Origin of the sequence: Stenotrophomonas sp. ZAC14D2_NAIMI4_6 (genome assembly GCF_003086875.1) — a bacterium.
GTDB lineage: Bacteria > Pseudomonadota > Gammaproteobacteria > Xanthomonadales > Xanthomonadaceae > Stenotrophomonas.
Genome location: NZ_CP025996.1, coordinates 1,062,638 through 1,076,714 on the forward strand (window position 1 = coordinate 1,062,638; position 14,077 = coordinate 1,076,714).

The 14,077-nt window shown below is 69.3% G+C and carries 11 protein-coding genes; 6 read left to right on the plus strand and 5 right to left on the minus strand.

Features of this window, described 5'->3' with window-relative positions:
- Positions 1-12: 12 nt before the first annotated feature.
- Together C1933_RS04795 and C1933_RS04800 are read left to right on the plus strand one after the other, a co-directional pair.
- Positions 13-2,313 carry a DUF5682 family protein gene (locus C1933_RS04795; RefSeq protein ID WP_108752351.1) on the plus strand — a complete coding sequence of 767 codons (2,301 nt, stop codon included), beginning with the start codon at positions 13-15 and terminating at the stop codon, positions 2,311-2,313.
- A complete protein-coding gene (locus C1933_RS04800; protein WP_108752352.1) occupies positions 2,310-3,500 on the plus strand; it encodes a VWA domain-containing protein in 1,191 nt (396 codons plus the stop codon). The genes C1933_RS04795 and C1933_RS04800 overlap by 4 nt, the downstream gene beginning before the upstream one ends.
- A 3-nt stretch (positions 3,501-3,503) precedes the next feature.
- Here C1933_RS04800 and C1933_RS04805 read toward each other — a convergent pair whose 3' ends face one another.
- The gene (locus tag C1933_RS04805) at positions 3,504-4,634 is read right to left on the minus strand and encodes an MFS transporter (protein WP_108752353.1); all 1,131 of its coding nucleotides are present in this window, start codon (positions 4,632-4,634) and stop codon (positions 3,504-3,506) included.
- 20 nt (positions 4,635-4,654) lie between these two features.
- A complete protein-coding gene (locus tag C1933_RS04810; protein ID WP_108752354.1) occupies positions 4,655-5,422 on the minus strand; it encodes a DeoR/GlpR family DNA-binding transcription regulator in 768 nt (255 codons plus the stop codon).
- Between the two features lie 156 nt (positions 5,423-5,578).
- Here C1933_RS04810 and C1933_RS04815 point away from each other — a divergent pair, with 156 nt between their 5' ends.
- Complete coding sequence (locus C1933_RS04815) at positions 5,579-6,460, plus strand: SDR family oxidoreductase (RefSeq protein ID WP_108752355.1); 882 nt, start codon at positions 5,579-5,581, stop codon at positions 6,458-6,460.
- A 38-nt stretch (positions 6,461-6,498) separates the two neighbouring features.
- Positions 6,499-7,386, plus strand: coding sequence for a LysR family transcriptional regulator (locus tag C1933_RS04820; RefSeq protein WP_108752356.1), 888 nt, complete (start codon positions 6,499-6,501; stop codon positions 7,384-7,386).
- Between the two features lie 481 nt (positions 7,387-7,867).
- On the opposite strand, the gene C1933_RS04825 is transcribed toward C1933_RS04820, so the two are convergent.
- Entirely contained in the window at positions 7,868-8,662 is a 795-nt protein-coding gene (locus tag C1933_RS04825; protein WP_108752357.1) for a hypothetical protein, read from the minus strand.
- Between the two features lie 311 nt (positions 8,663-8,973).
- Entirely contained in the window at positions 8,974-9,393 is a 420-nt protein-coding gene (locus tag C1933_RS04830) for a GFA family protein (RefSeq protein WP_108752358.1), read from the minus strand.
- 152 nt (positions 9,394-9,545) lie between these two features.
- On the opposite strand from C1933_RS04830, the gene C1933_RS04835 reads away from it, so the two are divergent.
- Together C1933_RS04835 and C1933_RS04840 are read left to right on the plus strand one after the other, a co-directional pair.
- Positions 9,546-10,523: a DUF4105 domain-containing protein gene (locus C1933_RS04835; protein ID WP_108752359.1), complete on the plus strand. Its 978-nt coding sequence runs from the start codon at positions 9,546-9,548 to the stop codon at positions 10,521-10,523.
- Positions 10,520-12,538 carry a hypothetical protein gene (locus tag C1933_RS04840; RefSeq protein ID WP_108752360.1) on the plus strand — a complete coding sequence of 673 codons (2,019 nt, stop codon included), beginning with the start codon at positions 10,520-10,522 and terminating at the stop codon, positions 12,536-12,538. Before C1933_RS04835 ends, C1933_RS04840 begins: the two co-directional genes overlap by 4 nt.
- A gap of 93 nt (positions 12,539-12,631) precedes the next feature.
- Here the strand turns inward: C1933_RS04840 and C1933_RS04845 are convergent, their stop codons facing one another.
- Entirely contained in the window at positions 12,632-14,002 is a 1,371-nt protein-coding gene (locus C1933_RS04845; RefSeq protein ID WP_108752361.1) for an MFS transporter, read from the minus strand.
- Positions 14,003-14,077: the final 75 nt, after the last annotated feature.

Sequence of the window (14,077 nt, forward strand, 5' to 3'; positions counted from 1 at the left end):
AGGCCCACGCCGATGAGTGAAGGGATTTCCCTGTTCGGCATCCGCCACCACGGCCCGGGCTGCGCACGCAGCCTGCTGGCCGCGCTGCAGGCATTGCAGCCGGAGTGCGTGCTGATTGAAGGCCCAGCCGGCTGCGAAGACCTGCTGCCGCACGTGCTGGACGCCGACATGCAGCCGCCGGTGGCGCTGCTGTCCTACAGCGTGGACGATCCGCAACTGGCGGTGTTCCACCCCTACGCGCTGTATTCGCCGGAATGGCAGGCCCTGCAGTGGGCGCTGCGCAACGGCGTGGCCGTGCGCTTCATGGATGTGCCGGCGGCGCTGTCGCTGGAATGGCGCGCGCAGCCGCCGGCCGAACCGCAGCCAGATGAGCCTGAAGACCTGGACGACGCCGGCACGGCCGCGCCGGACCCGACCCACGCGGCCACACCGCTGCAGCGCCCGGCCGATCCGCTGGACTGGCTGGCGCAGGCGGCCGGTCACGCCGACGGCGAGGCCTGGTGGAACTACATGGTGGAAGAGCGCGGCGACGGGCAGGGCCTGTTTGAAGCCATTGCCGAGGCGATGACCGCCGTGCGCGAACATACGCCGGCCTATCCCGGCCAGCGTGCCGAACAGGAAGCCGTGCGCGAGGCGCACATGCGCAGCGCGCTGCGCAGTGCCAGCAAGGAGTTCCAGCGCGTTGCCGTGGTCTGCGGTGCCTGGCATGTGCCGGCCCTGCAGCCGCAGGCGCTGCGCGCGAACACCGCCGCGGCCGACAACCGACTGCTGAAGGGGCTGCCGCGGCGCCGCACGCAGAGCACCTGGGTGCCCTGGACCTACCGCCACCTGAGCACGGGCAGCGGTTACGGCGCCGGTGTGGACGCGCCGGGCTGGTACGACCATCTGTGGCGCAACGCCGGCGTGCATGGCCAGCGTGCGGTGGGCTGGTATGCGCGCGTTGGCCGCCTGCTGCGCGAGCACGGGCTGGACTGTTCCTCTGCACACCTGATCGAAGCGACCCGCCTGGCCGATACCCTGGCCGCGCTGCGCGGTCGCCCGGCGCCCGGGCTTGAAGACATTGCCGATGCCAGCCGCAGCGTCATCTGCAACGGCGACGACGCGCCGATGCGCCTGATCGCCGAGCACCTGCTGGTGGGCGACGTGCTGGGCCAGGTGCCCGACAGCGTGCCGGTGGTGCCGCTGCAGCGCGATCTGGAAGCGCAGCAGAAGCGCCTGCGGCTGAAGCCGGAGGCGCTGGAAAAGACCCTCGATCTGGACCTGCGCAAGGACAACGATCTGGCCCGCAGCCATCTGCTGCACCGGCTGGGCCTGCTGGGCATCGAGTGGGGGCGGCTGGCGCGCACCGGCCATTCGGCGCGCGGCACCTTCCATGAAATCTGGCAGCTGGCGTGGCAGCCGCACTTCGCGGTGGCGGTGGTGGAAGCCAGCCGCCACGGACAGACGCTGGTGGATGCGGCCGGTAACCACGCCATCGGCAAGGCGCGCCGCGCCGATGGCCTGGCCGAGGTATCCGCGCTGGTGGACCGCGTGCTGCTGGCCGATCTGCCGCACGCGGTGCAGGCCATCGCCGCGGAACTGGAGGCGCGCGCGGCCACGGCGGCCGATCCGTTGGCGCTGCTGGCCGCCTTGCCGCCGCTGGCCAACATCCATCGCTACGGCAACGTGCGGCAGACCGAAGGCGTGCAGGTGGCACACCTGTTCGACAGCATGCTGGAACGCGCCGGCGTGGGTCTGCTGATAGCGGTCAGCGCGCTGGACGAAGCGCACGCCGAGCACGCCCGCGAGGTGCTGCTGGCGGCCGATCGTGCCGTGGCGCTGCGCAACGATGCCGAGCGCAGCGGGCACTGGCGGCAGGCGCTGCAGCGGGTGGCCCTGTCACCGGCCAGCAGCGCGCTGCTGCGCGGCGTCAGCCTGCGCCTGTTGTTCGACAGCGGCACGCTGGATGCGGGCGCCGTGCACGCGCAGCTGCAGCTGCAGCTTTCGGCAGGCGCCACGCCGCTGGAGGCCGCGCAATGGCTCGATGGTTTCCTCAACCGCAACGCCACCGTGCTGCTGCACGATGAGGCGGTGTGGCAGATGATCGATGCCTGGGTGGTAGCGCTGGACGAGGACGCGCTGGTGCGCGTGTTGCCGCTGGTGCGGCGCACGTTCTCGGCGTTCGAAGCAGCCGATCGTCGCGACCTTGGGACGCGTGTGAAGCAGGCGCCGGGCGCGCCGGTGGCGACCACCGCTGCGGCACCGGACTGGAACCGGGCACGCGCCGAACGCGCGCTGCCGATGCTGCGTGAACTGCTGGGAGTGCCCGCATGAGCCTTGAACGAGACGAAACGCTGCCGGCTACCACTTCGCGCGAACAGCGCTGGCGGTTGATCCTGGGCGAGCAGGCCGACGCCAGCTGCGGCGAACTGCCCAAGGCATTGCAGGGCATCGACCAGGCACTGGCCGCGCTGTACGAACCGGATGGCCAGGGTGGCCTGTCCCGGCGCGGTGGCCGCGGTGGTTCGGCGCCCAACGTGGCGCGCTGGCTGGGCGATATCCGCCGCTACTTCCCGTCGTCGGTGGTGCAGGTGATGCAGCGCGACGCGCTGCAGCGGTTGAACCTGACCCAGATGCTGCTGGAAAAGGAAATGCTGGAACAGGTGCAGCCGGACGTGCACATGGTCGCCAACCTGATTGGCCTGAGCCGGGTCATTCCGGCGCAGACCAAGGAAACGGCGCGCATGGTGGTGCGCGCGGTGGTGGACGATCTGCTGGCGCGGCTGGAAGAGCCGATGCGCACGGCAGTCAGCGGGGCGCTGGACCGTGCACGCCGCAACCGGCGCCCGCGCCTGGCCGAGATCGACTGGCACCGCACCATCCGCAGCAACCTGCGGCATTGGCAGCCGGAACTGCGCACGGTGGTGCCGCAGGAACTGGTGGGCTATGGCCGCAAGGCGCGCAAGCCGCAGCGCGAAGTGCTGCTGTGCATCGACCAGAGCGGCTCGATGGCCGCCTCGGTGGTGTATTCCAGCATCTTCGGTGCGGTGATGGCATCGCTGCCATCGGTATCCACCCGGCTGGTGGTGTTCGACACCGAAGTGGTGGACATGAGCGAGCAGCTGGATGATCCGGTGGACATCCTGTTCGGCGTGCAGCTGGGCGGGGGGACCGACATCCACCGTGCGGTGAGCTACTGCCAGGGCCTGATCCGCGAACCGCACAGCGCCATCCTGGTACTGATTTCCGATCTGTACGAAGGCGGCGTTGAAGACAAACTGCTGGCGCGCGCACGCGAACTGGTCGAATCGGGCGTGCAGTTCATCGTGCTGCTGGCACTGAGCGATGAAGGCCGTCCGTCCTACGACCAGCAACTGGCGGCCAAGCTGGCGGCGCTGGGCGTGCCGTCGTTCGCCTGCACGCCCGATGCGTTCCCTGGTCTGATGGCCGCGGCCATCCGCCGCGACGACATCAACCAGTGGGCCGGCGCCAATGGCCTGCTGGCCACCCGCGCCGAATGAGGGTCAGGCCTTCAGCCAGCGCGGCGACACCGCCACGCCCAGGAAGGCCACCGCCACGCCGATGAAGGCGCCCACCAGCCCCACATGGTGGGCGGCGAAGCCGATCAGCACCGGCCCGGCCAGCACGCCGGCATAACCCAGCGTGGTGACCGCGGTGATCGCCACGCCCTCGGGCATGCGGGTCTGGTTGCCGGCCAGCGAGAACAGCGCCGGCACCACGTTGGCGCAGCCCAGGCCCAGCATCACGTAGCCGACCAGCGAGGCCTGCCACGGCGTGACCAGGGTGAGCACCAGCACGCCCGCCGCGCCCAGCAGGCCGCCCAGCACGATGGCGCGGTGCCGCCCCAGGTGGTCCACCACGCGGTCACCGAACAGGCGCGCCACGGTCATGCTCAGGGCGAAGGCCGCATAGCCCAGGCCAGCCAGCGTCGGTGCCACGCCGCGCACATCGGTCAGCAGCAGCGCGCTCCAGTCCAGCATGGTGCCTTCGGCCAGGAAGGCCACGAACGCCAGCACGCTGATGAACAGCACGATGCCGCGCGGCCAGGCCAGGAAGGGGCCCTCATGCGCGACCCGTTCGCTGCGCCAGCGGCGCAGGGCGGGCAGGGCAATCAGCACCATCACCGCGCAGCCCACCAGCACCGCCGGCAGCAGCGGCAGCCAGGCCCCCAGCAGCAGCGTGCTGGCCGCACCAACGAAGCCGCCGATGCTGTAGAAGGCGTGGAAGCCGGACATCATCGCGCGCCCCGATTCGCGTTCCACCACCACGGCCTGCACGTTCATGGTGCAGTCCATGGCACCCACGCCGGCACCGAACACGAACAGGATCGCGCCCAGCGCCCACGGCGAGGAGGCCACCGCCAGCCACGGCAGGGACAGGCAGATCAGCGCGCTGGTGGCGATCATCACCGTGCGGCAGCCCAGCCGTGCCGCCAGCACGCCGGCCAGCGGCATGGCCAGCAGCGAACCGGCACCCAGGCCGAGCAGGATCAGACCAAGGGTGGCGTCGTCCACCCCGCTGCGGGCCTTGGCAAAGGGCACCAGGGTGGCCCAGATGGCGGTGGCGAAACCAGGAATGAAGAACGCAGCACGGGTGGCGTGCTGCTGCGCGCGGGGCGAGGAAACGGGCGTCATGGAAGAACCGGGCAAGGGGATCAGGAATGCGTGGGATGCACGGCGATGCCGGCGGCACGGAAGCGTTCGGCCAGCGCGACCGGGGCGGAGGTGGTCAACACCAGATCGTCGATCTCATCCAGCGCAGCCACCTGCCACACGCCACGCGCGCCCAGCTTTTCGGTGGTCGCGGCCACGATCACCCGGCTGGCGCAGGCCAGCATCGCGCGCTTCAACGTGGCTTCCTCGCCATCCATCGCCCACACGCCGGTATCGGCATCGACCGCACAGGCGCCGGGCAGGTACACATCGGCGCGCAGCCGCTGCACCTGGGCCAGCGCCTCGGCGCCCACCGCACCGCCGCCGTCGGCCAGGCGGCCGCCGATCAGGTGCACGCGGGTGCCGGCCTGCCACGCCGCCGCCGTGGCGATCTGCGGCGCATTGGTGATGACCGTCAGCGCCAGCGCACCCGGCAGCTGCTGGGCAATGGCCTGGTTGGTCGAACCGGCATCGATCAGCAGCACCTGGCCGGGCTGCAGCAGGGCCACCACGCGTGCGGCCAGTTCGGCCTTGTCGCCGCGGTCCTGGGTCAGCCGTTCGCGCAGCGGCGCCGGCTTCGGGGCCGGCAGCACGGCGCCGCCGTACACACGCTGGCACAGTCCCTGCGCCGCCAGTTCGCGCAGGTCGCGGCGGATCGAGTCTTCGGACACGGCATAGCGGCGCGCCAGGTCGGCGGCCACCACGCGGCCCTGCTGGCGCAGTTCGTCCAGGATCAGCTGGGTGCGCTGGGCGGGGAGAGTGGCTGTCATGGAGTGAAGTGTGCATGATCGTGCATCATCGTGCAATTGTGTGCATTCGGGCGCGCGATGTCCGGCACTGGTAGGGCCGCGCGATACGCCGCGTGTATCGTGCAGGCGGTCCAACGGTATTGGCGGCCCGAGGGCCCGCACCGCGATGCTGGGCGGATGAAGCCGATTTCCCTTGTTTCCTTTGCGGGCCAGGTTGGACTGGTGACCGGCGCGGCCGGTGGCCTGGGCCTGGCCTATAGCCGCCTGCTGGCCGAGCGCGGCGCCCACGTTGTGATGCACGACATCGGTGCGGGCCTGGATGGCACCGGCAGCGACCCGCAGCGCATCGGCCAGTGCGTGCAGGCGCTGCAGGCGCAAGGCCTGGCCGTGGAAGCGGCCAGCGGTGCGATCGACCAGCGTGAGAGCTGCCATGCGCTGGTGCGCGACATCCTGCAGCGCCATGGCCGCCTGGACTTCCTGATCCACAACGCCGGCTGGGTGGCCTACCAGGGCGTGGAAAGCATCGACGATGCCGCGCTGGAGCAGATGCTGTGCGTGGCCGCCAAGACACCGCTGTGGCTGGCACAGGCCGCATGGCCTGCCATGCGCGAGGCCGGTGGCGGCCGCATCGTGATCACCACTTCCGACCGCGCGCTGTACCCGCAGTACGCGCAGCGCGGGCTGTCGGCCTATGCCATGGCCAAGCTGGCCGCGCAGGGGCTGGTGAACGTGCTGGCGCTGGAGGGGGCCGAGCACGGCATCGTGGTCAACGCGGTTTCGCCGGTGGCCAAGACGCGCATGTGGGGCATCGAAGGCGAACCCGACGAACTGCATCCTGCCGCCGTCGCCACCGGTGTCGCGTTCCTGGCGTCCACGCGCTGCCGGCAGGGCGGCTGGATCCTGCGCGCCAGCAATGGCCAGTTCCATGCGCTGCGGCTGCAGGAAGCCGAGCATGTCGCGTATCCGCACGATCTGCGCGCGGTGCAGGCCGACAGCATCGAGTCGGTGGCCCTGCAGTGGCCGGCGATCGCACGGCCCAGTGTCGACGCGCGCGGCTGAGCGCGTACCCTAGGCGGGTCTCTTGAATCGGCCCAGCCATGATCGACCTGCGTCTGCTCCGCCAGTTCGTGGCGGTGGCCGAGGAACTGCATTTCCACCGGGCCGCTGCCCGCCTGCACATGTCGCAGCCACCGCTGACGGCCGCCGTGCGACGCCTGGAAGAAGAGCTCGGCGCCGAGCTGATCGTGCGCGGCAATCGCACGCTGGGGCTGACCACGGCCGGCAGGACGCTGCTGGTTGAAGCGCGGGCGACCCTGCTGCAGGCCGACCAGGCGGTGCAACGCACGCGCGAAGCGGCGGCCGGGCAGATCGGCAGCCTGCGCGTGGGCTACGTGGGCAGCGCCCTGTATGGGCGCCTGCCCAGCTTGATCCGGCGCTTCCGCCAGGCCTTCCCGCAGGTGCGCTTGCACCTGCAGGAAGCGACCTCGCGGCAGCAGCAGCATGGGTTGCGCGAATGCAACGTGGATGTCGGCGTGCTGATTCCGCCGATCATCTCGGCCGAGCTGCGCCTGCAGCCGTTCGACGTCGACTGCTTGGCCATTGCCTTGCCGCGCGGGCATCGCCTGGTCGCGCAACCGGCACTGAGCGTGGCCGCGTTGGCCGACGAAGCGTTCGTGTCCTGGCCCTCGGCCGAAGGCGTTGGCTTCCACGCGCAGGTGCTGGGCCTGTGCACGGCCGCGGGCTTCACCCCGCGAGTGGTACAGGAGGCACATGGCATGCACGCGGTGCTGTCGCTGGTGGCGGTGGAAGCGGGCGTGGCCATCGTGCCGGCCAGCATGGCCGGCTTCCGTCCTGATGAAATCGTCTATCGGGTGATCGAAGGACGCGCGGCGCGTTTCGAACTGCAGCTGTGCACGCGCCCGGAACTGCCCGCACCGGTGTTGCAGCAGTTCCTGGACATGGCGGATGCGGAACATCTGGCGTGATCGACTCGATGCGCGTGGGGACGGTGTCGCGCGCGGCCCGAATCCGCGCGTGTGATTGCCTTCAGCCACGGCGGCCGGCAAGCGCGAAGCGCTGATTCTGCAGGGTCACGACATCGCCTGAGCAGCCGCTGGAAAAACCCCCGCTGTTGCAGCGGCACTTTCCTACATACAGTCAGCGCCGGGCAGGCAAGTCTGTGCGTGCCGGTTCCGTGGGATCGGTTGGGATTGGCGTCCCACAATCAACTCTGGCGCAGCACCGGCGCACGTCACGGACGGCGTGCCTGGCTGCTGCGAAGCACTGTCTGTGGTGGGCGATGTGTGGGGATCATGACGGTCCGCCGGTCAGTCCAGAGTTGTCCGGTACGCCAACCCGCATCGCCCGCCGCCCGTCCGCACCTCGTCGCGGACGTGTCGGTTGCGCCTGCTCGGGGGCAGTGCGCAGCGCGCCTGGGGAGTGGCGGCGGGCGGTGCATCTACGGCACTAGGGCAGCAGCTCGCGTGCCATGCGGAAGATGTCACTGACGGCATACAGGCCATCGTGTCGTGCCAGATGGGCGTTGTCCGGCCCGTGTTCAACGCCGCTGGCCAGCAGGCGGAACTGGTGGGCCGGGTCGGGTTGCTGCTGCAGACCGTACAAGGCGTGGCGGTCCACGTAGTCGCGGCCGTCGTTCAGGCGTTCACCGCGGGCGACGACGCCCTGCAGCTGTTCCCATGCCAGCGGCGTGTCCTGTGCAATGTCGTAGAACTCCACGATGGGCGCATCGCCGTTGATCTTCAGCACGTAGAAGGCGTGGTGGTGTCCGGCCACCTGCATGCCCACGACATCGCCAGCGCGCCAGGCGGTGTTCGCCTTCGGCACCGACGGGCGCCGTGCCGGCATCAACGGCGCGCTGCGCAGCAACGCTTCAATCTCAGCGCTGCGACGGTGGAAGGTGTCGTTCAAGGCCACCGCCGCATTCAGGGCCGCGATGGCCGTGATCGCATCGCCGGTCAGCCGCGTATCGGCGAAGCCCTGCCGGTGCAGGCACACGGCCAGTGCCAGCGCAGTCGTGTGCACGTACAGCGGCGCAACCTCGGCAGGGGCGGCGTGCAGGATGCAGTTCCAGCGCAGCAGCACGGTGTCGATCACCTCGGCGCCGATCTGCGCCTGCGCGCGCTCAGCCGCCTGCGGCCCCAGCCGTGCCCAGTGCGCGCAGCGCTTTACGTCGCTGTCGATCGCTTCGACCAGGTTGGCCGCGGCAAGAAGCTTCAGTACGTCCGGGTGTTTGATCGCCATGCGCCTAAGTGTGATTGCTACGGCCGCACAGTCTATCGAGCGCGGAACGGTTGGCGCTGTCATCGTCGCGTCGCCAGGAACTCACGCGGCCTATGCCGCAATGGGTCTAGGGTTGATCGTCCCCGTCCCCCACGGAGACCTGCCATGTGGCTGCTTGATCATCTCTGGCCCAGCCGCCGACCGCTGCCGACGCCGATGGCGGTTGATCCGCCCTTGCCGCCCCGTCGGCCCTGGCTCAAGCGTCCCGCACGGGCAGGGCGCAGTGGCATGGCGCCATGGCAGAAGATCGGCCCGCCAGCGCGCCGAAGCCGTCACTGAGCGTCGGTGTCGGAGGTCCGGTCGGCCGGATGGTTCACGCCATCGTTTGTCGGAATCAACCCCAACGCGAAGGGATCGATGCCCTCCAGGCAGGCCACGTTGTAGCCGAACTGGTCCGGGTTGGAACGGCGCCGGTGGTGGGTGTAGATGCCACACAGGCCACAGAAGTAGTGCTCGGCCACGTGGGTGTTGAACTGGTACAGGCGCAGGTGGGCGTGCCCGCGCAGCACCTGCAGGCCCTGCCGGGTCACGCTGGCCACGATGGCGCCGCGGCGCCGGCACATGGAGCAGTCGCAGCGGCGTGGATCGACGATGCCCTCGGGCAGGTCCAGCTGCAGCTCGACCGTGCCGCAATGGCAGGTGGCGCGGTGCTGCGCCTGCACCGGAACCCCGGCGACCGATGTGATGCCCATGCATGCTCCCTGCACTGTGGTCAGGCCGCCAGTATGCGCTTGCTGAACGCGTTGTAGATGCCAGGGTCAGGTCGCTTGTGGCTAACTAGGCCGCCCCCGCAAGCGACAGGATGCCCGTGAGAGCCGCAGGACGTTGGATGACAGGATGTGCCATGGCGCTGCTGGCGCTGTGGGTGGCCGGCCTGCTGGCCTACCAGTTGCCCGGGCCGGGCTGGCTGTCGGCGGCCGTGGCCGTGCTGTGGCTGGCGCTGGCCGGCTTCACCGCCTGGCGGGTGGCACGGGGCCGCAGCCCGCGCCGCTGGACAGCCGCGGTGACCGCCTGCCTGGGTCTGGCCGGGCTGGGCTGGCTGCTGCTGACCCCGCGCCAGGACCGCGACTGGGCCGATGATGTGGCCCAGCGCCTGCACGTGGCCTCCTTCGACGGCCGCCATGTGGTGCTGGACAACGTGCGCGACTTCACCTGGCGCAGCGAAACCGACTACGACGCGCGCTGGGTGCAGCGCCGCTACGATCTGGACCAGCTGCGTTCGGCCGATCTGGTGCTGTCGTACTGGATGGGCCCGGCCATCGCCCACACGCTGGTCTCGTTCGGCTTCGACGATGGGCGCTACCTGGTGTTTTCGCTGGAAATCCGCAAGGAACGCGGCGAGGCATTTTCGGCCATCGGCGGTTTCTTCCGCCGCTTCGAAATGACCCTGGTGGCGTCGGAGGAAACCGACATCCTGCGCACCCGCACCAATGCGCGCGGCGAGGATGTGTACCTGTACCGGCTGCACGGCATGGACCGCGCACAGCTGAAAACCCTGTTTGCCGCCTATCTGGACGAGGCGCGCAAGCTGGATGAGAAGCCCGCCTTCTACAACACCCTGACCAGCAACTGCACCACCATCGTGTTCGACCTGGCGCGGCATATCGCACCGGGTCTGCCGCTGGACTACCGCCTGTTGTTGTCGGGCTACCTGGCCGAATACGCGCAGCAGGTAGGCGCGTTGACCCCGGGCGTGCCCTTCAACGAACTGCACGCGAAGGGACGCATCACCCAGCGTGCGCTGCAGATGGCGCCGGGGCAGGACTTTTCCCGCGTGATCCGCCAGGGCGTGCCGGGAACCGGCCAGGACGAACAGCCATGAGCCTGCGCGCGTTGATGGGCGCGGGCCGCCTGCTGCCGGCCGTGCTGGCCACCTTCCTGCTGCTGGGCAGCAGTGGCTGCGCGATGGTGACGGTGAAGCAGGTCGCGTCCAGCGACTCGCTGGTGAACAAGCGCTCGGATGTACTGAACACTGGCAAGCTGAGCCCGGCTTCCCGCGAAACGCTGAGTGCGGCCGGTCTGGATGAAGCGCAGTGCGAAAAGGACTTCCTGGTCTGCCGCAGCACCTTGCTGATGACCGACGATCTGAACGTCGAGCAGCGGCTGTCCACCTTGTCCGAGCTGTGGGTGAAGGCGGCGCTGGCGCTGACCCCGAAGAAGCACGTGCAGGGCGAACCGCCGATGAGCGATGCCGCGCTGGATGCCTGGCTGGAAGCGGCGCGCTACGGCTATGCCTATCTGTTCCACAGCGGTCGCTCGCCGTCGGATCGCGCGTTCGAGGATCGCCAGACCCAGGTGCGCGATTACTACAACTACGCCGCCGAGAAAGCGGCAGTGGTGCTGTTCACCCGTGCGCGCGCGGCGGCGCTGGCCGGCGAGGACTACACCCAGCCGCTGTCGGCCGGCAGTTGGACGCTGGCCTCGAACTACGGGCAGTTGCAGTTGAAGAGCATTCCCGCGCAGCTGGTGCCGGCCGGCTCGGTCAGCTTCGTCGGCCTGCGCAGCACCTACCGCCGTGATGGCTTCGGTGCCGAACTGGTGATGGTGATGGACCCGCCGAAGCTGGTGGCGCCGGTGATCGCCGGCGACGGTCCGCAGGTGCAGGGCAGCGACAGCGGCGCTGGAGCATCGATGCCCCGCCGTGGGCGCGATGCCGACGTGCCGGTGTTCAGTGAAATGTCGGCGATCAACGTGACCGCGCTGCTGCGCTTCCAGGGTGAAACGCTGGACGATGTGATGCGCACGCGGCGGGTGGAGCTGGATGCCTATTCGCCGGAAGCCACCGAACGCATCACCCTGCACGGCGAAAGCGTGCCGCTGGCCGGCAACTTCACCGCTGCCTATGGCCTGTGGCTGGCGCAGAGCGGCTTTGCTACGCAGTCGCTGCGCACGCTGTTCGGCCTGAGCGAAGGCATCGGCGAACCGCACATCTACCTGATGCAGCCGTGGGACCCGAACCGCCGCATCATCTTCATGCTGCACGGCCTGGCCAGCAGCCCGGAAGCCTGGGTGAACCTGGCCAACGAGATCATGGGCGACCCCGAGCTGCGCAGCCAGTTCCAGGTGTGGCAGGTCTACTACCCGACCAATGCACCGATCGCACTGAACCGCTACGAGATCGCCACCGCATTCAACCAGACGTTGAAGCATTTCGACCCGCAGGGCAGCGCGCCGGCGTCGAAGGACATGGTCTACATCGGCCACAGCATGGGCGGCGTGCTGGCGCGGCTGCTGGTCAGCGATTCCGGTGAAGTGCTGTGGGACGACCTGCTGGCCAGCTATGAACTGAAGGGCGAACGCCTCAAGCGCGTGCAGGCCAAGCTGGGCCCGCTGCTGCACTTCAAGGCGCAGCCCAATGTCGAGCGCGCGATCTTCATTGCCGCCCCCCACCAAGGTACCGATATTGCCGGCAACAAGCTGGGGCGGCTGATCGGCCGGCTGGTGCGGCTGCCGCTGACCATCCTGGGCAAGTTCGAAGACGTGTTCCTGGCCCTCGCGCAGGCCGAGCAGCAGGTTGATGGCACCGCCAAACCGAAGATTCCCAACAGCATCGACAACCTGAAGGCCAGCGACCCGTTCGTGAAGGCCGCCGCGCACCTGCCGATCGAGGCGGGGCTGAAGTACCACTCGATCATTGCCCAGCGCAAACCGGAACTGCCGTTGCAGCAGTCCGATGATGGCCTGGTGCCGTACTGGAGCGCGCACCTGCCGGGCGCGCTGTCGGAAAAGGTGATCATTTCCGGCCACAGCGTGCAGGAAACACCGCAGGCGGTGCTGGAAGTGCGGCGCATCCTGCACCAGGACATCGATGACGTGGGGGTTGTTGCCAAGCCGTGAGGCCTTGGGGTCGGAGCCGTTTTCTGCGAAAACGGATCCGACCCCGGGGTCAGATCCCTTTCCCGCGGAAAGGGCTCTGACCCCACAGAACCATCACACCCGCCGCGCAACCGCGGTAGCGAACATGGCCAGGCCGACGGTGATCGCCAGGCACAGCACATAGCCGGTGTGCGGCGCGCTTTCCACGAACAGGGCGAACAAGGCGCCGGACACGGCCAGCGCCGTGGCCACGCACAGTGCTTCGCTCAACTGCAGCGCCGAACTGTTGCGGCCCTGTTCCTGCGGCGCTGACAGCGACAGGGTGAGCACCGACAGGCTGGCGTAGATCAGGCCCATGCCGAAACCGGTCAGGGCCCAGCCTGCCAGCGCCAGCAGCAGCGGCACCGCGTTGAACAGCACCGCCAGGGTGGCGGCGATGCCCACGCTCATCAGTACCGTGCCCACCCGCAGCAGGCGCTGGCGCGACCAGCCGCGCTGCTGGTGGCCCTGCAGCCACGAACCGGCGAACCAGCCCAGCGCACCCAGGCTGAGCACCGCACCGGCCCAACTGGGCGAGAGCCCGCGCTCGCGTTGCAGCAGCAGCGGCAGGTACGCCTCGCAGGCGAAGAAGGCCGATGCGGCGACGCCGCGCAGCGCGATCACGCTGGGCAGGCCGCGGCGCAGTGCCAGGGTGCCGTTGGGCAACAGCCTGCGCGCACACCACAGCAATGCGATCAACGCCACGATCATGCAGGCCGCGGCCACGCCGCCGTGCTGCTGGCCGCCCACGTACAACAACAGGGCGGCCAACGCCGCGCCGCCCGCCCAGCGCACGCGGTCGTCGGGCTCGTCCGCGCCCGCAGGGGCTGAAACGCGCGCCGGACCGGCCAGGGCCGGCCGCAGCATCAGCGCCGCCGGCACCGCCAGCAATGGCACCAGCAGGAATACCCAGCGCCAGCCCAGGTGCTGCACGATCAAGCCACTGATCGCCGGTCCCACCAGTGACGGCACGACCCAGCCGGCGGAAAACGCGGCGAACACTTTCGGCCGCAGCGTTTCGGAATAGTGGCGGCCGACCATCACATACAGCGCCACCGAGATGGCGCCGCTGCCCAGCCCCTGCAGCAGTCGGCCAGCCACCAGCATGCCCATGCGCGTGGCCAGCCCGGCAAGCAGCAGGCCCAGCAGGAAGCTGGCCAGGCCCCACCACAGCGGGCGGGCGGGGCCGTCGCGGTCGGCCCAGCGTCCGGCCACGGTCATGCCGACCACGCTGGTGGCCAGTGTTCCGCCAAAGGCCAGCGCATACAGGCGCAGGCCGTCCAGCGCCTCGGCTACGGTGGGCATGGCCGCTGCCACCGCCAGCGCCTCGAAGGCCAGCAATGCAACCAGTACCACCATGCCCACGGTGGTGGCGCGGTGGGCAGGGGACAGAATGGAATCGGCCACGGGCGCTTGCGCCATGGCAACGGGGGAGTTGGTGTTCATCGGCAAACGATAGCAGTGCGGCGCTTGTGTTCACGCTGCGGAAGCGCCAGCATCGCACCTGAACCAAGGTTGAGG

Excerpts from the sequence above, each read along its gene's own strand:
- C1933_RS04795 (WP_108752351.1), top strand. The coding sequence starts at position 13 with ATGAGTGAAGGGATTTCCCTGTTCGGCATCCGCCACCACGGCCCGGGC.
- C1933_RS04800 (WP_108752352.1), top strand. The coding sequence starts at position 2,310 with ATGAGCCTTGAACGAGACGAAACGCTGCCGGCTACCACTTCGCGCGAA.
- C1933_RS04805 (WP_108752353.1), bottom strand. The coding sequence starts at position 4,634 with ATGACGCCCGTTTCCTCGCCCCGCGCGCAGCAGCACGCCACCCGTGCT.
- C1933_RS04810 (WP_108752354.1), bottom strand. The coding sequence starts at position 5,422 with ATGACAGCCACTCTCCCCGCCCAGCGCACCCAGCTGATCCTGGACGAA.
- C1933_RS04815 (WP_108752355.1), top strand. The coding sequence starts at position 5,579 with ATGAAGCCGATTTCCCTTGTTTCCTTTGCGGGCCAGGTTGGACTGGTG.
- C1933_RS04820 (WP_108752356.1), top strand. The coding sequence starts at position 6,499 with ATGATCGACCTGCGTCTGCTCCGCCAGTTCGTGGCGGTGGCCGAGGAA.
- C1933_RS04825 (WP_108752357.1), bottom strand. The coding sequence starts at position 8,662 with ATGGCGATCAAACACCCGGACGTACTGAAGCTTCTTGCCGCGGCCAAC.
- C1933_RS04830 (WP_108752358.1), bottom strand. The coding sequence starts at position 9,393 with ATGGGCATCACATCGGTCGCCGGGGTTCCGGTGCAGGCGCAGCACCGC.
- C1933_RS04835 (WP_108752359.1), top strand. The coding sequence starts at position 9,546 with ATGGCGCTGCTGGCGCTGTGGGTGGCCGGCCTGCTGGCCTACCAGTTG.
- C1933_RS04840 (WP_108752360.1), top strand. The coding sequence starts at position 10,520 with ATGAGCCTGCGCGCGTTGATGGGCGCGGGCCGCCTGCTGCCGGCCGTG.
- C1933_RS04845 (WP_108752361.1), bottom strand. The coding sequence starts at position 14,002 with ATGAACACCAACTCCCCCGTTGCCATGGCGCAAGCGCCCGTGGCCGAT.